This is a genomic window from Paenibacillus sp. MZ04-78.2, assembly GCF_024213375.1.
Classification (GTDB): Bacteria; Bacillota; Bacilli; order Paenibacillales; family NBRC-103111; genus Paenibacillus_G.
On the sequence record NZ_JANAVJ010000002.1, the window covers coordinates 116,684 to 135,683 of the forward strand.

The 19,000-nt window shown below is 55.5% G+C and carries 19 protein-coding genes; 9 read left to right on the forward strand and 10 right to left on the reverse strand.

Features of this window, described 5'->3' with window-relative positions; translation table 11 throughout:
* Positions 1–194 precede the first annotated feature (194 nt).
* Positions 195–830, forward strand: a complete 636-nt coding sequence (locus NLX71_RS02190; protein ID WP_254361860.1) for a bifunctional 4-hydroxy-2-oxoglutarate aldolase/2-dehydro-3-deoxy-phosphogluconate aldolase — start codon at positions 195–197, stop codon at positions 828–830.
* A gap of 81 nt (positions 831–911) precedes the next feature.
* Here NLX71_RS02190 and NLX71_RS02195 read toward each other — a convergent pair whose 3' ends face one another.
* From NLX71_RS02195 to NLX71_RS02210, 4 genes are all read right to left on the reverse strand, one after another.
* Positions 912–1,478 carry an FAD-dependent oxidoreductase gene (locus NLX71_RS02195; protein ID WP_254361861.1) on the reverse strand — a complete coding sequence of 189 codons (567 nt, stop codon included), beginning with the start codon at positions 1,476–1,478 and terminating at the stop codon, positions 912–914.
* 73 nt (positions 1,479–1,551) lie between these two features.
* Positions 1,552–3,018, reverse strand: coding sequence for a sensor histidine kinase (locus NLX71_RS02200; RefSeq protein ID WP_254361862.1), 1,467 nt, complete (start codon positions 3,016–3,018; stop codon positions 1,552–1,554).
* Positions 3,015–3,722, reverse strand: coding sequence for a response regulator transcription factor (locus tag NLX71_RS02205; protein ID WP_254361863.1), 708 nt, complete (start codon positions 3,720–3,722; stop codon positions 3,015–3,017). The genes NLX71_RS02200 and NLX71_RS02205 overlap by 4 nt, the downstream gene beginning before the upstream one ends.
* Positions 3,715–4,974 (reverse strand): hypothetical protein, encoded by a 1,260-nt coding sequence (locus NLX71_RS02210; protein ID WP_254361864.1) that lies wholly within the window; start codon positions 4,972–4,974, stop codon positions 3,715–3,717. The genes NLX71_RS02205 and NLX71_RS02210 overlap by 8 nt, the downstream gene beginning before the upstream one ends.
* A gap of 295 nt (positions 4,975–5,269) precedes the next feature.
* Between NLX71_RS02210 and NLX71_RS02215 the strand changes: the two genes are divergently transcribed.
* Together NLX71_RS02215 and NLX71_RS02220 are read left to right on the forward strand one after the other, a co-directional pair.
* A complete protein-coding gene (locus NLX71_RS02215) occupies positions 5,270–6,397 on the forward strand; it encodes an LCP family protein (protein ID WP_254361865.1) in 1,128 nt (375 codons plus the stop codon).
* A 199-nt stretch (positions 6,398–6,596) separates the two neighbouring features.
* Positions 6,597–8,006: a DUF2339 domain-containing protein gene (locus NLX71_RS02220; protein WP_254361866.1), complete on the forward strand. Its 1,410-nt coding sequence runs from the start codon at positions 6,597–6,599 to the stop codon at positions 8,004–8,006.
* 52 nt (positions 8,007–8,058) lie between these two features.
* On the opposite strand, the gene NLX71_RS02225 is transcribed toward NLX71_RS02220, so the two are convergent.
* The 4 genes from NLX71_RS02225 to thiD all read right to left on the reverse strand — a co-directional run bounded on the left by NLX71_RS02225 (position 8,059) and on the right by thiD (position 11,203).
* Positions 8,059–8,697 carry a helix-turn-helix transcriptional regulator gene (locus tag NLX71_RS02225; RefSeq protein ID WP_254361867.1) on the reverse strand — a complete coding sequence of 213 codons (639 nt, stop codon included), beginning with the start codon at positions 8,695–8,697 and terminating at the stop codon, positions 8,059–8,061.
* 176 nt (positions 8,698–8,873) lie between these two features.
* Positions 8,874–9,515: a transposase gene (locus NLX71_RS02230; protein WP_254361868.1), complete on the reverse strand. Its 642-nt coding sequence runs from the start codon at positions 9,513–9,515 to the stop codon at positions 8,874–8,876.
* A gap of 274 nt (positions 9,516–9,789) precedes the next feature.
* Positions 9,790–10,257 carry a DUF86 domain-containing protein gene (locus NLX71_RS02235; protein WP_254361869.1) on the reverse strand — a complete coding sequence of 156 codons (468 nt, stop codon included), beginning with the start codon at positions 10,255–10,257 and terminating at the stop codon, positions 9,790–9,792.
* Between the two features lie 136 nt (positions 10,258–10,393).
* Positions 10,394–11,203, reverse strand: a complete 810-nt coding sequence (gene thiD, locus NLX71_RS02240; protein ID WP_254361870.1) for a bifunctional hydroxymethylpyrimidine kinase/phosphomethylpyrimidine kinase — start codon at positions 11,201–11,203, stop codon at positions 10,394–10,396.
* Between the two features lie 197 nt (positions 11,204–11,400).
* Between thiD and NLX71_RS02245 the strand changes: the two genes are divergently transcribed.
* Both NLX71_RS02245 and thiO read left to right on the forward strand, forming a co-directional pair.
* Positions 11,401–12,045 carry a thiamine phosphate synthase gene (locus NLX71_RS02245; protein ID WP_254361871.1) on the forward strand — a complete coding sequence of 215 codons (645 nt, stop codon included), beginning with the start codon at positions 11,401–11,403 and terminating at the stop codon, positions 12,043–12,045.
* Positions 12,042–13,190 (forward strand): glycine oxidase ThiO, encoded by a 1,149-nt coding sequence (gene thiO, locus NLX71_RS02250; protein ID WP_254361872.1) that lies wholly within the window; start codon positions 12,042–12,044, stop codon positions 13,188–13,190. The genes NLX71_RS02245 and thiO overlap by 4 nt, the downstream gene beginning before the upstream one ends.
* Here thiO and NLX71_RS02255 read toward each other — a convergent pair.
* Positions 13,185–13,850 (reverse strand): tetratricopeptide repeat protein, encoded by a 666-nt coding sequence (locus NLX71_RS02255; RefSeq protein WP_254361873.1) that lies wholly within the window; start codon positions 13,848–13,850, stop codon positions 13,185–13,187. The two genes, thiO and NLX71_RS02255, sit on opposite strands and share 6 nt — an antisense overlap.
* Positions 13,851–14,022: 172 nt before the next feature.
* Between NLX71_RS02255 and NLX71_RS02260 the strand changes: the two genes are divergently transcribed.
* The 4 genes from NLX71_RS02260 (at position 14,023) to NLX71_RS02275 (ending at position 18,166) form a co-directional block, all read left to right on the forward strand.
* On the forward strand, positions 14,023–14,298 hold the full coding sequence (locus NLX71_RS02260; RefSeq protein WP_254361874.1) for a hypothetical protein: 276 nt from the start codon (positions 14,023–14,025) through the stop codon (positions 14,296–14,298).
* A 229-nt stretch (positions 14,299–14,527) separates the two neighbouring features.
* Positions 14,528–15,154 (forward strand): FMN-dependent NADH-azoreductase, encoded by a 627-nt coding sequence (locus tag NLX71_RS02265; RefSeq protein WP_254361875.1) that lies wholly within the window; start codon positions 14,528–14,530, stop codon positions 15,152–15,154.
* A gap of 231 nt (positions 15,155–15,385) precedes the next feature.
* A complete protein-coding gene (locus NLX71_RS02270; protein WP_254361876.1) occupies positions 15,386–16,525 on the forward strand; it encodes an MGDG synthase family glycosyltransferase in 1,140 nt (379 codons plus the stop codon).
* 267 nt (positions 16,526–16,792) lie between these two features.
* Positions 16,793–18,166: a polysaccharide deacetylase family protein gene (locus NLX71_RS02275; RefSeq protein WP_254361877.1), complete on the forward strand. Its 1,374-nt coding sequence runs from the start codon at positions 16,793–16,795 to the stop codon at positions 18,164–18,166.
* A 158-nt stretch (positions 18,167–18,324) separates the two neighbouring features.
* Here the strand turns inward: NLX71_RS02275 and NLX71_RS02280 are convergent, their stop codons facing one another.
* Positions 18,325–18,645 carry a hypothetical protein gene (locus NLX71_RS02280; RefSeq protein WP_254361878.1) on the reverse strand — a complete coding sequence of 107 codons (321 nt, stop codon included), beginning with the start codon at positions 18,643–18,645 and terminating at the stop codon, positions 18,325–18,327.
* Positions 18,646–19,000 lie beyond the last annotated feature (355 nt).

Sequence of the window (19,000 nt, forward strand, 5' to 3'; positions counted from 1 at the left end):
TAGAAAATGTGGCAATAAAAAAGATTTTAGGCTTCGCCTACCGAAATTCATCACCCACTTTCATCAAGCTTCGCAAGATTTAGAAGTGGGAGACTTCTTTCGGAGGGAAGTTACAGGTATAATGAAGTCAATGAAATGGCCGCTTATCCCTGCGCAACGGGATAAAAGCAAGTCATGACGGGAGGATGCAGCGGATGAATCGGGAACAAGGATTGCAGTTGATCGAGAAAGTGAAGATCGTCGCCATTGTGCGCGGCGTGGAGGAACGGCATATCGAGGGATTAGCGGATGCGCTGGACAGCGGCGGGGTGCCGGTCATGGAAGTAACATTGAATACGCCGGGAGCGCTTGGCATGATCGAACGGCTTCAAGCCCGGTTCGGGGAACGGATGTACATCGGCGCAGGCACCGTCGTAGACGTGAACGACGCGCAGAAAGCGCTGGACGCCGGGGCGTCGTACTTGGTCACCCCGAACACGGACGAGCAGGTGATCCGTTACGCCGTGGAGCGCGGCGCTCCGATCTTTCCGGGGGCGATGACGCCGACGGAAGTTGTGAAAGCATGGAAAGCCGGGGCGACGGCGGTGAAAATATTTCCGGGCGCCAGCCTCGGAATCGGCTATATCAAGGAATTGATGGGCCCGCTGAATCACATCCCCATGATGGCGGTCGGCGGCGTGAACGAAGATAACATCGCCGAGTTTATGAAGATCGGCTGCTACGGGGTCGGCATCGGCGGCTCGCTCGTGAACCTGAAGGAAATCGCTGCCGGAAACTTTGGTTGGGTGCGGGATAAAGCGGCCCGGCTCGTAGAGCGGTCCAGAGGCTGAATCACGCAGGAAGCCAAAAAGGAGCTACATACTCTAAAAAAAGGCGGCTCTCCGTATCATGGAGGCCGCCTGTTTACGTATTTATGCTTTCAACACGTCATGGTCGACATAACGTTCGCCGTTCAGCTCGCTGATCAAATTGATCGCAACCTTGGCCCCGTCGCCTGCGGTAATGATCGTATGCACGCTCACGCCAGCCGCGGTCCCGGCCGCCCAAATGCCCGGCACGTTCGTCTTGCCCTCTGGGGTGGCGTCAACGACCGTCTTGATCCGCGGCTCGGTTCCCGGCTTCGTATTCACGCCGATCTGCTGCGCCAGCTCGGCGTTCAGCCCCGTGGCGAGTATGACATGCTTCGCTTCGTAGCTCCCGTTCTCCGTCTCCAAGCGGAATCCTTCGCCTTCTTTCACAACGGCGACGACTTTGCCTTGTACCAGCTCGGCTCCGAACTTGGCCGCCTGTTTCTTCCCGATCTCCACCAGGTCCGGCCCGGTAATCTCGGTGACACCGTAGTGATTTTCCACCCAAGCGCGTTTCGTAATGCTCTGATCGCTGTCAATCACCAGCGTCTTCTTGCCCGCCTTCGCCGTGAAAAGAGCAGCGCTTGCTCCTGCAGGTCCTGCTCCGATAATCGCTACATCGTAAGACATGATTCATCCTCCCTCTCCAGAAAGTCAAAAAGTCGAACGTACGAATGGATGCGTATTCGCCGACCTTTTTCCATTATCGTCCATTCGATTCGGACTTGTCAAATGATGTGCCGGAGGCTTCCGCGCCTTGAGCTTCAGCTTCTTCCAACGGCAACCGGACCGTGACCGTCGTCCCTTCTCCTTCGGCCGAAATCAGCCGAATCGCCCCTTGATGCAAGTCGACGATTTCCCGGCAGATGGCAAGTCCGATGCCGGTTCCTTCCGCTTTCGGGTCCGCCTGATAGAACTTCGTTTCGACCTTCCTCAGATGCTCGGCCGATATCCCGATACCATTATCCGCAATCCGCACGACGGCGTCCCGGTCCTCCCGCTCCAGCGAAATCGTTATGCGTCCGCCCGGTCCGGTAAATTTGATCGCGTTATCGATCAAATTGAGGTAAACCTGCTTCAGCCGATTCGCGTCCCCGATGACCGCCACAGGCTCGGAAGGTACGCTTAAGCGGAGGTCGATCCGCTTTTGCTCCGTCTTGGAGCGCATTTGCAGCACCACCTCCCCCAGCAGTTCGTTCATCAGTACCCGGGCGAGATCGAGGGTAATGCTTTTCTGATGCAGTCTGGAGAAGTCAAGCAACTCCTCGACGAGGCCGATCAAGCGGTCGGTTTCCTTCGCGATTATGCCGAGCCCGAGCCGCGTCTCCTCCTTGTCCTCCATACCGCCTGTCAGAATCGTTTCGCTCCACCCCTTAATGCTGCTCAGCGGCGTCCGAATCTCGTGTGAAATGGAAGAAATAAAATCGTTCTTAAGCGACTCGCTGCGCTCAATCTCCCGAGCCATATAATTCAGCGTCCCCGCCAGCTCGCCGATCTCGTTGTCGTACGCTTCGTTCACCCGCACATCGAACCGGCCTTTGGCCATCTCTGCGGATGCGGCCGTCATCCGTTTGATCGGCCGGACGATCGAATTGGCGAAGGGAAGGCTGACCAACAGCACCAGCAGCAGCACGACACCGCCGACGCCGGCCGATACCGCGTAGATTGTACGCAGTACCCGGTCAACCTCCGTCAAGGAAGTGACATACCGGATCACCGCCAGCGTCTGTCCTTTATAGACGAGTGGGTTGGAGACGGCCATCACGCGCTCGTTGGTCACTTCTTGATTCCCGGTCCACACCCCCGTCCGGCCTGCCCAAGCCTCCTTTACATCGCTTGTCCGAATGCGCTCCCGTACGGCAAAGCCGCTGGACGCTGCCAGCACCGTGCCGTTACGGTCTACAATTTCCAGCTCCGCCGTTTCATAAGCGAAATACTGCACCATCCGGTTCAAATGCTGGCTCAAGTTATTGTAAAACAAGTCCCCCGTAAAATTGGCGTAAAAGTTCCTCGAGACGACGGCATGGTTGGTCAGCACATTGGCGATGCCGTTATAATAAAACTGGCGGACGGCAAAGAAGAAGACGCCTTCCATCAGAAGGAGCGTCAGCAGAACAATCCCCAAAAAGCGTATGACAACCTGCAGCCTCAGACTTCTCCTCAGCTTCATGTCGAGGTGTCCCGCCCCTGCCAGCGGTAGCCGAAGCCCCATACCGTCTCGATAAATTTCGGAGCGGACGGGTCCTCCTCTACCTTTTGACGGAGCCTGCGAATATTGACATCGACGATTTTCGGATCTCCGATATATTGGACGCCCCAGATCTCATCGAGCAGATCGTTTCGGCTCAGCGGCGAGCCTTCTTTTTCGATCAAGCGCCGGATCAAAGCAAACTCGGTCGGGGTCAGGTCGATCCGTTCTCCGTTTTTGCGGAGCTCGACTTTCTCCAGATGAATATCGAACGGGCCGGAGCGCAGCGCGCCTCTGTCCTCTCCGCTCACCGGCTGGCTGCGAACACGACGCAGCAGCGATCCGATGCGCGCCATCAGCTCCCCCGGACTGAACGGCTTGCCGATATGATCGTCCGCTCCGAGCGACAGTCCCATCACCTTGTCCTGTTCCTGCACCTTGGCGGTCAGGAAGATGATGCCGATCCGCTCGTTAAATTCCCGCACCCGCCGACAAACCTCGAAGCCGTCGATTCCCGGCACCATGACGTCGAGAAGCGCAATATCGAAGCTGTCGTCCTGCTTCAGCAGCGCCAGCGCCTCGTCTCCGGTAACCGCCTCCGTAATGTCGTACCCCTGCCGTTTCAGATTGACGACGACAAAGCTGCGGATCGAAGCCTCGTCTTCCAGAATAAGTATTTTACTCATGCGTCTGGCTCCCCCCTTCGGCTCTTGCTTCCGATAACAAGCGGAAAAAGCTTCGATAAACCGCCCCGTTCGCGTCAATGGCGTACACTTGATCCATCGTCCGGCTCAACACGGCCCACGACTTAGGGTCATCCGTCCATTCCGCCTGCGGAAATACCCGGATCTCGGCCAGCAGCTTCCCATCCCCGGTATTCAAGAAGCGGACGGAGGCCCCCGATTTCTTCAGCGTAAACCGCTCTTTCCACTCCGGCGGAATGTCAAAGGTATACCCGTATTCCCCGTTGAAGTAACGTTCCAGCACCTTCGTAAGCCCTCGTCCGCCGTCCCATTTGGCAAAGGTCTCGATCCAAGGGATGTCGACCATCGCCTCATTCTCGTAGCCCGGCGGCTCGTACATGCCGGATATTTCGATGATGCCATCGCCGTCGGCGTCTTCGCTGTTGCCCGAGTAAGCTTTGTAAGTCGTTTGAGGATTAAACGCCCGTTTGAGCTTCCCTCCCTCGTACACAAGCAGTTCGGTATGCGAGGAATGAGCGCCCACTGAAGCATCGAGCACAACGCCCCGCTTGTCCGCCGACACCCGCCCTCCGAGGACGTTATAATAATCGTTCACGCTCGAATCCAAACGGACGCTTCCCAGCTTGCGAAGCTCGTTTTCATATTGATAGAGGGTTGCGTTGGACGATACTCCCCTGTCGTGGACAATGACCGTTACATCTTTCTTGCCGTCTCCGTTCAGATCGTCAATGACATAATCCGTATACGGCAGCTCCAGCTTCTTCATCATCCGTCCGGCCTCCCAGGAATAGACCGCCAAGCCTTTGGCAGATTCCGCTCCCGTCGAATAGCCCGCGATAACGTCCTTCCGGCCCTTCTGCACCACATCGTCAAATGTCAGCGAATCCAGCTCGAAGCCGGCGCCCTCGAACCGGTCAAGACGCTGCCACGAGTCGTTCTCCATTTTCCACATTTCGCCATGCAGCTGTTCCTTGTTTTTGATCTTGTAAAAGAACACTGCTTCCTTGTTGCCGTCACCGTCCAAATCGATCAGCGAAAACGCTCCCTTCTGCTCCGCCTTGCGAGGGCGGATCAACGCCGCGCCTTCCGGCAGCGACCGTTCAATCGTCAGCTTGAGCGCCTCCTGCTCGGCCGGGAGCTTGGGCAGCCGCATGTACGCCCCCGGCTGCCCCATGAAGTCGCAGCCCGTACAGCCTAAAACCAGCGCCAGCCAAGCCGCCGCTTTTCTCATCATCGTCATATGTCACTCCCCAAGCGGTGGTCCAAACGTCCGGGTTTCGTATTTTTCACATGATAGCCTTTCCTCTTGCAAAAATCAATCGACTGAGCCAGGATAAGTGTGATCCGGCTCATGTTAGGGTAAATAAGAGTACCTCTTATTTATTGTAATCGTTTGTCGAAAGAAGAAGGTAACAAAACGATGACAAAACAATTGGCGAATTTTTAATATTTTTGTAACCTTTTGCCCCATGTTTTGCGTTATTATGATAGACAGTGTTTTTGAAAGTGCATTAACAGGAGGTTGAATGATGGTTCCTTCCCGACAAAATCTAACGATCAAACCCCGCAAAACCTTGCGGAATGTTATTATAGGTCTTGCTCTGCTAGGCGTAGGCGCCGTTGCCTATGCCGGATTTTTGCTGCATCAAGCCGATAAAGCGCTCAAAAGTATGTCCGTGGCCCCCCCGGTCAAGACGACTCCGCAAGGATTAGGCAGCCTGATTGCTCCTGCGGAGAACTTCAAACCGATGACTTTCTTGCTGACAGGGATCGACAGCCGCAATGGCAGCGGCGGCACGCTGAACACCGATGTGCTCATGCTTGTTTCGCTGAATCCGGAGACCCGCTCCGCCACCGTCGTTTCCATCCCCCGCGATCTGGAGATGAAGCCGAAGGAGTTCGGCCTTTCCAGCCAAAAAGCGAACTACTATTTCGCATACTATTACATACAGAACAAAGACACCGCGATTCAGAAAACGAAAGAGCTGTACAGCAACATGTTCAACGTGCCGATCGATTATATGGCGGCGATCAATTTCGACGGCTTCCGCAATGTCGTCGACGAGCTCGACGGCATCGAAATAGACGTTGATATGGATATGCGTTACATTGACGAAGAAGACGGTACGAATATCAATCTGAAAAAAGGGCTTCAGACATTAAACGGCAAGCAAACGCTTGATTTCTTGCGCTACCGCAAATCCAACCGGGGCACCGACGAGTCCACGGATCTCGCCCGCAACCAGCGCCAGCAGGATGTGCTCGATAAGCTACTGAAAAAGATGACTTCGTTCAGCGGGATTACCCAATGGAGCGGATTGCTGAAAATTGCCGGAGAAAGCGTAAAAACAGATATCCCTGCCGATGAGCTACGCCGGTTTCTGCTTTCCTTCCAGAAGCTGAAGCCTGACCATATCGAGTTCATCCACCTGAACGGACGGTGGGACAGCCCTTTCATTGTCGTCAAAGAAGAAGAGCTTACCGCAGCGATCGCCTCTTTGCGGACACAGCGGGGCCTTTCGGCCGAAATCCCGAGGACTACCGTGACCGGTTCAACCTACAGCTTGTACAGCAAGCGCTTCGGAATCGATCCGGCTCCCGTGAAAATCAAGGAAAAAGAAACCAGCACAATGACCAAAAACAGCAGGTCCCGCTAACCGCGGCAGACCTGTTGTTTTTTTATTTTAAAACCTTCAGCAGCTCAGTTCGGACAGCGTTCCGTTGAACAAGTAACCACCTGAAAATTCGAATATGTGTTCCGGTACTAGACGAAATTAGTACTTAACCCTCTTCCCTTGCTCCCTTACAATTATTGTAACTAAGTACGGATAACGGATCGAAGGAGGAACGTTAGGCATGAGAGAGCGGCTGCGCAGGTTGCCGTCATTTTGGCCCGGAGCCTTGGTGGTTCTGGGCGTTTTGTTATATGGGCTCTGCTTTACGCTAGGGAAAGGGCCTCCGTCAGGTGCAGGCATGCTTGCCACTGCGGCAGGGGCAAGCTGGATCGCCTTCAAATGGCGGTCCAGGCTCCTCTTGAACGTATCGCTGCTCGGAGGATGGCCGGCGCTCCTGATTGTAAGCCCGGGCCCGGATGAAGGCTGGATGTTCTGGGCCGGGTTATTGGCATTGAATGTCGTCTATTTTACCCTCAGTCTTCGGCTCGATTGGAACGAGCTAAAATTCACCGCATTTGCAGGCACTTGGCTGTTGTATTTCCTATTTTACTTGAAGCTCCAGCCGGACGCCGCCGAAGGTTGGAGCCTTGCGTACCGTTATGCGCTTCTGCTTTATATTTTTTACATTGGCGCCTTGTCCGTCTCGATATGGAAAAAACGGACAGACGACGTTGCCGACCTGTTCTTGGGTATCGCGAATGCCGCCGTCTTCGGCTTCTGGGCGTTCGTCTTGTGGGAGCGGGTCGTGCCGATCGCCTACCCGATGCTGTTCATGGGAATGCTGTATGTCATCCTGGCCTGCCTTATTCGACGCTGGTTGCCTGAATTATCTACGATCGTCCTGATGAAGCTGTTCGGCGGGATGATGCTCATCCTCTTCGCATCGCTCCACTTTCTCAAGGAACGGAACTTGGAACCTGTCATCCATGTATTTTTGTGGCTTCCCGCCGCCATCGCCATGCTAGGACTCGGCACCGTAAAACGATGGGATGCGCTTCGCGGGGGAGCGGCCGTCGTCTGGCTGGGCGTCTTCGGCTACTGGCTATTTAGCACATGGAATGCGGCTGAGGCGGACCCGTTCGGCCATTCCTCCCCGTTCGGCCACGGGAATATGCCGGTTTGGGCGCTGCTGGCCGCCGTCGGGTTTTATTTGTCGGCCAAAGGCCGCTTCGAACGATTGCGGGAAGACGACAACCGGATGTTGTCCAACGGGTTTACCTTTCTCAGCCATCTGGCGGTCGGCGGAGGGCTTGCCTGCGGTACGTACAGCTTCTTCGCCTATTATGGGCTACCCCCGCGAATGAATCTGCAGCTTATCTTGTCAGCCGTCTGGGGCTTGTACGCGCTTGCACTGCTGCTGTGGGGCGCTTACCGGATGCGGAAGCCGCTTCAAGCCTTGGGCTCCTTGACGCTGATCTGTCTCGCTGTCAAAACGATACTGTTCGATTTATCCGGGAGTCCGGCGCTGGACAAGGTGATCGCATTTTTCCTGTTCGGGCTGCTGTCTGTCGGCATTACTTATACGACGAACCTGCGAGCGGCCCAAAACAAACGCCCCAAGCTCGAAAACGACGCGGCTCCCCCTTGCTGAAACGGCAAAAAACCATCTCTTGCGGAAGATTCCGGCAGAAGAGATGGTTTTTTTATGGGTTGGGCCGAATGGCATACGTGCATTTGCCGCCGCCTTTGGCAAGACACTCCGTCCGTTCCACCTCGGCTTCCGGGCCGAGCAGACGCTGAAACATCGCGAGCTCGCATTGGCAAGCATGGTTGTATTGATTGGCTACCTGAGAAATCGGGCAATTGTATTCCTTCAGCAGGTAACCGCCGTCCACCGTCGGCTCCAATTCGACCATGTAGCCGTTCGCATTCTGAATCTCAGCCAGCTCTTGGACGCGTCCGTCGAACGGCTTGTCTTTCATACGCTCCCCGTAGCGGTCGATCAGCCTCTCCTTGCGCCGCTCGAACAGCAGGTTCACGTTGCTTTCCCCCAGGGAAGCTTCGAGCTCCTCCAACAAGTCCAACGCGAGATGCTGATACTTTTTAGGAAATAAGTCGTCGGCATTCGTTGTCAGCGAATACAGATGCGAAGGTCGTCCCATCGCCTGCCGCACCAGCTTCGATTCGATCAAATTATCCCGCTCCAGCGTGTTCAAGTGCCGCCGCACCGCCATTTCCGTGATGCCTAGCTGCTTCGACATGTCCCCGACGCTGAGCGCCCCTTTGGTCTTGAGCATCGTGAGGATGACGCGCCGCGTCGATACGTCCGTTTCCTGGTTCATCCGGTCTCACCGTCCTTCTTGTATGCAGGCCGCCTGTTTTATTCTGGCGAAGCTATGCTGTACCGCATGATTGAACACTCCCACCACCTGCGCTAATGGCGCTGAGGTGGGGGATTCTTGCGAACAGAGAAGCATCCTTCTCTTCTTGAGCAAGCGATCCCTGCGGTTCCCGCAGTTCAGTTGGTCTTTGCCAACAAACGCAGTCCTTCTTGCAAGATGTTCATGCTGGCATTGTGGTCGCGGTCATGGTGCGTCCCGCATCCTGAACAGATCCACACTCGCAAGTTTAGATTTTTCACTTCGGGGTTGCGCGATTGGCATACATGACAAAGTTGACTGCTTGGATAGTTTTTGGCGACCATGCTGATCGTGCGACCATGCCACGTTGCTTTATATTCCAGCATCGTGCGAAGGGTTGACCAGCTTGCTTCAGCAATCGACTTTGCTAACTTGTGATTTTTCATTAGATTTCGAACCTGCAAATCTTCCAGGCAGATCGTTTGGTTTTCACGGACCCACTTGGTTGAGAGCTGATGTAGAAAGTCTTTCCGGGCGTTAGCGATTTGCTCATGCATGCGAGCGACTTTTTGCTTCGCTTTTCGATAGTTAGATCCACCTTTCAGTCGACGAGACAACGCTGGCAGCCCGTTTGCACAGGTCTGGTAAGACAAGCCTCTGCCTGTTTCTTGGAAGGTATCGTTCCATCTCGCAAGGAAGTGGTTAAAGACAAAGCGAGCGCATCCAAACATCTGATGGATCAGCGTCGTTTGCTCCTCTGTAGGGTAGATGCGAAAGCGAAAAGCTTTATGATACAACATGCGAGACTTATCTCCTTTGGTGATTCCACGACAATTACAGCACATATGTTCGCATTCGTATACAAGAGATGCTGATTCATCTCCCCCTTATTGAAGAAAGAGTCTTCTCAGCTTTAACGATAAAAACATTGTATACGAAATGAGACGATAAGTAAAATTAATATACTACTATGTATGTAAAATCCTAACCGAGGAAAAGGCTGGCGGAGAATACAATGGAGAAAAATAAGGGACCTGTCCTGATGCGGACGGTCCCTGGTCTGTAGCAGCGGCGCTATAGCATCTCTTTGCTGATAAATGCCGGTACGGCTTCGGCAAAAGCGCCCAGCGCCCCGGGCAGCTTCGCGATCATCGGATGCAGCCCGCTGCGCGGCAGCGTGTTGTACTCCTGCGTCAGCGGACGGCGCAGCTTCACAAGCTCCGTCAGAACGAGCGCAACGTCGGCCCCGAACACGCCTTCGCCGGCGAGGATCTCGACGATGTCCTCATAGCTGCTGGCGTCCCGCATCATGAACGCGTCGATCAGTAAGCTGCCCACGTCGGTCACCGTCTCAATCGCCAGATGAAACGTCCGCTCCTGCGCCAAATGCAGCAGCAGCTCCGAATCCGCTTCCTTTACGCCGCCTGCGGGGGCCGTCTTTCCCCGGGCTTCCCAAGCGGACTCCAAGGCAGCGCAAGCTTGCAGTAAATCCGGCACGAACGCCAGCCGGGCATCGATTTGTTCCTGATTGACATAATACATATCGCTTATCTCCGTTTCTTCTTTTTCCACTTGGACCACAGCACGATGGCGGGGAAAAAGGCAATGAGCACGACGATGAGCAAAATCGCCTGCATCAAGTATTCATAGCTCATGGTATCAGATGCTCCTTCGTCTGCTATTCGGCCGCGGCGCGCTCGCGCACGTACGCCCAATGGTTCGTCGGACCATGACCGGCGCCGATGCCGAGCGTATGCCGGATGGCAAGCGTAATAAATTGCTTGGCCGTATGGGCGGCCTCCAGCAGCGTCTTCCCCTTGGCAAGCTCCGCGCAGACGGCCGCGGAGAAGGTGCAGCCTGTCCCATGCGTATGACGCGTTTCGTACCGCTCGCCTGTCAGCAGGTGGAACGTCTCACCGTCATACAGCACGTCTGTCGGCTCGCCGCTGCGGTGGCCGCCTTTGACGATCGCGGCGCTTGCGCCGAATTCCTTAACGATGCGCCGCGCCGCCTCCTTCATGTCCTCTATCGTAGTGACCGAAAGGCCCGTAATAACCTCCGCCTCGGGAATATTGGGCGTCACCAGCGCGGCCAACGGCAGCAGCTTCTCGCGCAGCGCGTTTTGCGCATTGGCGGCGAGCAGGCTGGCTCCTCCTTTGGCGACCATCACCGGGTCCACGACAAGCCGCTTCTGCCCGTGCTTGCGGATGCATTCCGCAACCAGCTCGATAATTTCCGGCTGCGACAGCATGCCGGTTTTGGCCGCGTCCGCCCCGAGGTCGGACAGTACGGCGTCGATCTGCTTCTCGATTCCCTCCAGCGGGATATCGTAAATGCCGTGAACGCCCAACGTGTTCTGCGCGGTGATCGACGTGATCGCGGACATCCCGTACACGTCGAGCATTTGGAACGTTTTCAAATCCGCTTGAATCCCCGCTCCGCCTCCGCTGTCCGAGCCTGCAATGGTCAATGCTTTGAAAATCGTCATGCTGCTCCATCCTCCCGATTCGCTATACCTTCCATAAGTTTAGTCTTCTCCTTCCCGACCGTCAAGAAGCCCGGCAAGCCGCGGCCCCCGGTTCGTGATCATTTTATGACAAGTGAGACAAACGCTTTGACGCCGCGGAAGCGAACACGTTATGATGAAAATACATTTCAATGGAGAAAAGGAAGGTCCGATCCCGTATGTCCCGGAGAACCCATGCGCTGCATGTCATGACGACCGGCCGGCAGGAGCTGGAAGAGGTAGCCGCTATCGTGGCCCGCTGCCCGTTCGAGCTGGTCGACGCGCTGCACATCCGCGAAAAGCACCGCAGTGCCAGCGAACTGGTGCGCTGGCATGCACGGCTGAAGCCGCTGCTGCCGCACACGGCGGTCCTGCTGAACGACCGCCTGGATGCTGCGCTGGTCGCCCGGGCGGACGGCGTGCAGCTTACCGACGGCAGCTTGTCGCCGGCCGAGGCGCGGACCATCGTTCCGCGCGGTATGGCACTCGGCTGCTCCGTGCATTCGGCGGAGGAAGCGGCCGAAGCCGGACGGCAGGGAGCCGATTTCGCTCTCTTCGGCCATGTGTACACGACCGGTTCGAAGCCCGGCCTAAAGCCGCGCGGTCTGGCCGGACTGACGGAAGCGGTGCAAGCGTCGGACTTGCCCGTCTTAGCGATCGGGGGCATCGAGCCGCATCTTGTGGACGATGTCTTGTCCACCGGCGCGGCCGGCATCGCCGTGCTGTCCTCGGTGCTGATGCATGCGGACCCGGCGGGGCAAATCGCCGCATTCCGGGAAGCACTTGATCGGACGAAGCATACCCCAAGGAGAGGATTGTCATGAATACGGATTCAAGTCATACGGCCACCAAGCCGACCGTTATCATCGTCGGTGGCGGCATTATCGGCTGCAGCGCGGCCTATGAGCTCGGCAAGGCAGGCTTCGCCTGCACGCTGATCGAGAAGGGAGCGCTGAATCAGGAGGCGTCCACGGCCGCCGCAGGGATGCTGGGGGCGCAGTCCGAAACGCACCGGCCCGGCCCTTACTACGAGCTGTGCCGTCTGAGCCAGCAGCTGTACCGCGCTTGGACGGACGAGCTGGAGCAGGTCAGCGGCCTTACGGCGCAGTATGTCGCCGAGGGAATCGTCCGCGCGGCCCTTACGGAAGAAGATGAAGCTGAACTGCGCGGCCGCTTGTCGTGGATTCGGGACGCTGAGTGGGTTCAGCCTGCGGAAATGCTGAAGCTGGAGCCCGAGCTGACCCCCACCGTGCGCGGCGGCCTGTATTTGCCTGCCGATCATCACGTGCACCCGGTTTGGCTCGCCAAGACGCTGCAAGCCGCGATAGCCAAGCAGGGCTGCGCCATCCGCGAGTGGACGCCGGTTATCCGGCTGCTGACAGAACCCGGAAGTGGCCGAATCCGCGGCGTACAGACGTCGGAAGGCCCGCTGTACGCGGACCTCGTCGTCCTCGCTGCGGGCGCCTGGAGCACGGCGTTGACCGAACCGCTCGGGCTGAGCTTGCCTATATTCCCGGTCAAAGGCCAATGCATTTCGCTCAAGACCGAAGCGCCGCTTATCCGCTCCACCGTATTCACCAAAGGCTGCTACGTCGTGCCGAAACGGGACGGCAGCTACATTGTCGGCGCGACCCAGACAGAGTCCGGCTTCGACAAGCGGTTGACCGCCAAGGTCATCGGCGAGCTGCATACCAAAGCGGCAGCGCTGCTGCCGCGGCTGGCCGAGGCCGAATTCGTCGCCACTTGGGCGGGACTGCGGCCCGGCACGCGGGACGCCCTTCCGTTCCTCGGCACGCGGGACGATGCGCCCGGCTTGATTTTCGCTACCGGCCATTACCGCAACGGCATTCTGCTCGCGCCGGCCACTGCGCAGATCGTCGCCGAGCTGGCGCAGGGCCGGCCGACTTCGGCGGACTTGACGCCGTATTCGCCCGCCCGGGTTGCCGCCGGGACAGCCGCCGTCTTATGATTTCATACGGGCAAGAAGCGCCCAGCGCCGTTCATGGCGCCGCTTGTATTTGGGAAGCCCCCGGTACAGTTCCACGGCTTCGTGGAACGCCCGGCGGGCTTCTTCGTTTCGCCCAAGCCCCCGATACAGCAGACCGAGCTTGTAGTACGCTTCGCAGGACGAAGAGTTGACTTCCCCGAACCGTTCCAGATACCGGATCGCCTTCTCCGCATCGCTTCCTGCGAACGCTTCGCCCAGCCGCAAATAGGGCTCGCCGTATTTTACCCGCGGGTTCAGCTCCAGAGCACGCAGCAAGAGACGTTCGCCTTCTTCCGTCCGTCCCAGCTTCAACTCGCAAATGCCCTGCTCGCTGAGCACGTCCGCGGAATCGTCCATCACCCCGGCCACCTCGACCAACAGTTCGAGCGCCGCGCCGTATTTTTTTTGCTCCATATAAATTCGGGCGATTTCCAGCTTGGTCGACGTATGATGCGGATTGAGCCGTAGCTCATCCTTCAGGCGGGACAATCGCCGCGCCCGCTTCAGCGGCTGAAAAATACTCGGGGTCAAACCGACAAAACGGCGGTCAAACATGTACAGAATGATCAGCAGCACGAGAAAGGCCACAAACGGATTTCCGATGAACCACCATAAAAATGAAAAGATTAAAACTTTGCTCACGCCTCGCATACCAGCCTTTCGCTTATTTTCCCACCGATTGTACCACATATTGCCATAAACGGTCACGAAGAAGCAAAAAATCGAGTTGTGAACGTTTCCCGAACAGGCAGGAATTTACCGAATGCTTCGCGAATGGTTTGGTCATGAAGCCATCGGGGGGAACAACCAGTCCATGAGTACAGCAAATGAAGACAAGGCCACCAAGTGGCAAAAAACGCGCCAGCTTGGTAAAGCGAAATATGTCATGTACTACGGCGTTGCCATGTGGGGGTTATCGCTGGCGGTGCTGTTTACGGCGATCGAATGGCTAACGCAGCAAACGCTTACGCCGTCCTGGTTTACGCTCCGCATCATCGTGTTCGGGATTATCGGCTTTTTTATCGCGAACTTCCGTTGGGACGGAAACGAGCGCAAATACGCGCCTCGTCCAACGAGCAAGAAGCGCTGAGCTGCGGCAAAATAAGAAACAGACGGCCCCCGCCTTTAGGAGCAGACGTCTGTTTTTTGTTTGCTTATTTCACGGCTTAAGCCTTCTGCATCCGCGCTTCCTCCATTAAATTCAAATAAACACTTGACTCTAGTAGGTTACATGTTTTATTATACTTACATAAAGTAAGTTATTAATTTTGATTCATCCTATCCCTTGTTTCGCCACATTTAAAGGAGGCTTCATTCTTATGTCCAACGTACTTTTTATTAAAGCAAACGACCGCCCGGCCGATCAGGCTGTGAGCGTAAAGCTGTATGACACATTCCTGAAATCGTACCGCGAAGCTCATCCGCAGGACCAAATTACCGAGCTCGACCTGTTTGCAGCCAACCCGCCTTATTACAATTCCGTTATGATGACCGGCCTGTTTAAGCAAGGTAAAGGTCTGGAGCTGACGGCGGAAGAAAAAGCGGCAGCTGATGTCGCCAACGCCTATCTGGATCAATTTTTGGCCGCGGACAAAGTCGTGTTCGCATTTCCGCTCTGGAACTTTACGGCTCCGCCTCAATTGACGACTTACCTGTACTACCTCTGCCAAGCTGGCAAAACGTTTAAATATACGGAAAAAGGACCGCAAGGTCTTGTAGGCGACAAAAAGATCGCTCTGCTGAACGCGCGCGGCAGCGTTTATTCCGAAGGACCGATGGCTTCGCTGGAAATGTCGTTGAACTATGTTAAAACGGTCTTGGGCTTCATCGGCGTGACAGACCCGACCACGGTCGTTGTTGAAGGCCAGAACCAATTCCCGGATCGTGCCGGAGAAATTGTAGAAGCCGGTCTTCGTCAAGCCGAGCAAGTCGCATCCACATTTTAATTCATAGCTGCCAACCATTGTCGGCCCCTACCTTAGGGGCCGATTTTTTTTGCTTTGAGCCTAAGTTGCCCTCCGGACGAATAGGGTGTCCTTTGGGACAAAACAGAATATTTCTCATTTTTTTTGTACCTTTTCGCAAACTCGTATATTATAATGTTGGGGCTTCCCCTCCTTATACAGCTTCACATTGTTTAGCAAATATGAATGAGAACGAAGGTGCATGAAAAAACTATGTCTGAAGCCAATCCAAACATTTTGATTTTATATGCCAGCTACGGTGAGGGACATCTTCAGGCAGCCAAGGCGCTGCAGCAGCGTTTTGCCCGCTTGGGGATCGACCGGGTCAAGCTTTTGGACCTGCTTGCGGAGGCCCACCCCTGTATAAACGCCGTTACCCGATACATTTACCTGAAAAGCTCTACCCTGGGGCCGGATTTATACGGCTGGAGCTTTTATTTTACCCAGCATTTAAAGCACGATACGGCATTTGCCAAATGGCTGAACCGGTTCGGTGCGCGCAAATTCAAGCAAATGCTGCAGGCCGAACGGCCCGATGCGATTGTTTATACGTTTCCGCTGCCGGTCGTCTCCGGGATGATGTCCCCCAACGGCACGCCCGTCCGGACGTATACGATATTAACCGACTTTGTCCTTCATCAGCGCTGGATTCATCCGGATATTGATAAATATTACGTAGCCACGGAGCAGTTGAGGCAGCAGGTTGCCGCTTCCGGTGTGCCCAAGCACCGTATTGCAGTGAGCGGCATCCCGCTCCGCAGCCCGTTCAGCGATCCGATCCGACCGCAGGACGTCTTGCGAAAGTACGGCATCGAGCCTTCCAAGCCCGTCGTTCTCCTGATGGCCGGAGCCTACGGTGTCCTGAAGCACATCAGCCGGATGGGGCACGCGCTGCTCCGGTTGGACGAAATCGAGCTTGTAATTGTATGCGGCAGAAACAAACCGCTCAAGGGACAGATCGAAGCATCGTTTGCCAGTCATCCCCGCGTCCGCATTCTCGGATATGTGGAGGACATTCACGAGCTTATGGCGGTCTCGTCGTGCTTGATTACGAAAGCCGGAGGCATTACGCTCTCGGAAGCTCTGGCCTTGCGTCTGCCGGTTATCGTCTACCGTCCCCTCCCCGGTCAGGAGAAGGAAAATGCCCGCTTCTTGTCAGAGCAAGGCGCAGTCGAAATTGCGCAGTCTCCGGATGAGCTGATTTCGCTTGTGAAACGGATCGTCTCTCTCCCCGAACAAGCGGAACGAATGAAGGCCGCCATGGAGAATTTGTACTGCGGAGATGCGGCGGAGGCGGTCGTCTCGGATGTGCTCGAAGGTCTCTCCCGGACCAATACCGGACTTCTCGGCTAAAACGGAAACTCGGAGTTTTGCTCGTCAAAAATTACAATGGATTTGCACTCATTTTGTTTTTGGTCGAATTCGTTCGGGGCGCCTGCCTGATCTCCTTTTTACCGATCGTTGTGGCGCCGCCGTGTTGTCTAGCCATTAGTCCGGTGATCGGCGGATAGCTCGCCACGCGTTTTATGAACCGGCCGTCCGTCGTGTTGACAAGTGCAGCTCCGTTAGGGGGGATTGTTTTGTTTTATGGTTTCGTTCCTGTAGAAAGAGTGATGGAACATGACTGAATCGATCACGACCCTCGTTATTGTCCTTACTTTATATACGCTAATCCCTACATTTCTCATGCGCGTCTTCTCGTTGGGCGCGTATCCGAAAGAAAACACCGAGCATGGCATTGCGCTCACCTTCGATGACGGTCCGGACCCGAAATATACGCCGATTCTGCTCGACCTATTGGCACGGCACGGCGTCAAAGCAACCTTCTTCGTGCTCGGGTCCAAGGCCGAGCGTTACCCCGAATTGATTCTACGCATGCACAACGAGGGCCACCTGATCGGGGTTCACAACTATGTCCACCGCACCAATGCCTTGATGATGCCTTGGAAGGTCAGAAAGCAAATTAACCGGACCGCCGCGGCGATTGAGAAAATTACCGGCAAGTCCCCTCAATTTTACCGTCCGCCCTGGGGGATTGTGAACATCTTTGACTTTTTCCTGTCCCGGCGTTTCCGCATTGTGCTCTGGTCGCTTATTGTCGGGGATTGGCTCAACCGGACGGGCAAGGAGACCATTAAGCAGCGGTTGTTCGCTCAGCTTCAGAGCGGTTCGGTAATCGTGCTTCATGACAGCGGCGATACGCTCGGGGCGGACCCGGATGCGCCGGAGCTCATGATCGCCGCGCTCGACGAATTTTTGACGGAAACGGCGCGCCGCGGCTTTACGTTTGTCCGGATCGACGAACGGTTTCCCCTGAACGAGCCGGAGGATCGCCTGCCCGCGGACCGGTCGAAGCGGAAACGATGGATTGCCGCGGTCTGGCTGCAGTGGGAACGGTTCTTTCAATGGCTGCTTCAGGTGCGACCGATCGATCCGTTTACTGCGCTGCTCCAGTTTCGGGTGTGTCGGTATCATGGCATACGGATTCCGCTCAATGATGGACAATTCATCGAACCGGGCGATCGCGTTATGGAACTGCACCTCGACAATGCGACGCTGCTCGGCATTGGGATGAAAACCAGATCAACGATGCAGTTGGCCGTGCAATTGATCCGCACGATGGAGCGGTGCTTGCCGCACGTATCCGAACGGCTGGCAAGCGATCCGACGCTCGGCGACGTGAAAGGCTTATACGGCGTCTCGATCATCCATCGCGGCGCTTCCCAGCTCGGATTTACCGTCTCCGATCTGCCCAAGGGCATTTTTTTATTTTGTTCCAAGCTTTACTTACGATGGCTGCTGTACGTCATCCACCCGCAGGGCAAGCGGAGACTGGACACGAAGACCGCGCTGCTGACGCCGAAAATGATCGCCATCTCCGCAAACGAAGTGTGCCGGAGATACCCGTCGATCAGCTTCCACAATCCGGAGCTGACCTCAAACCCGCTGACGGCCGAAAGTGGCTGCGACGAAAGCATGGTTCAAAGGATTTAAACGAAATATCAAAAACAAAGAGCCTGCAATCTTCGGGATTGCAGGCTGTCAAGGAGTGTATATATTGAAAAGGGGGTCGATTGTTATTATAGACAAGGAACGTTAAGGCAGGATGAAATTCAGATTACAGTTTTGTTACACTTAAATAATTACTGTAACTAGGCATCTGCGTCTGGAGCCGGGTCGCCGCCGATTTTTTTCTTCATGATCAGTTGAGTGAAAAACAGCAGGACCTCATTATTTGCAAACGAAACGCCTAGTCCGAACAGACCGAACATCCGGGAAAACTGCTGTTCGGAGCCCGCAAAAGCCGACGACCACCACCAGAACGCACCCGCCGTCAGCAGAACGTTGACCGCCGTCCCCGCCAGAAACGAAAGCAGAAGCTTTTCCGTCTTCCACATCATAAGAACCCCAACGAGTCCCGTTAATACAAATCCGGCTCCCAACATGAGCCAGTAAATCGCATCGTATGTCAAGGCATGTTTCACTCCTGTTTCAGTCGCATGTTTATCCCTTCCAAGGTTACCATGAAAGAAGGAGCGGTACAACAAGTTGCACGGTTCGCCGCAAAACTGTCAAACTCCCGCCGTCTGGTCATCGTCCTTCAAGAAGCGTATAATAGAATGGATTACCCATTCAGGAGGTGCCGACATGGCCAAAAGTCAAGCATGGAAAAAACGGCGGAAGCTGGAGCGCGAAGGCTCTCGCAATCCCGATCTGAACCGCGGAAGCTGGCACGGCGTCGTTCCCGTCGAACGCACGACCCCGACGCTGCACGAGAAACAAAGACGTTTCATAGATAAGCACAAAAAGAAATGGAACCGCACGCTG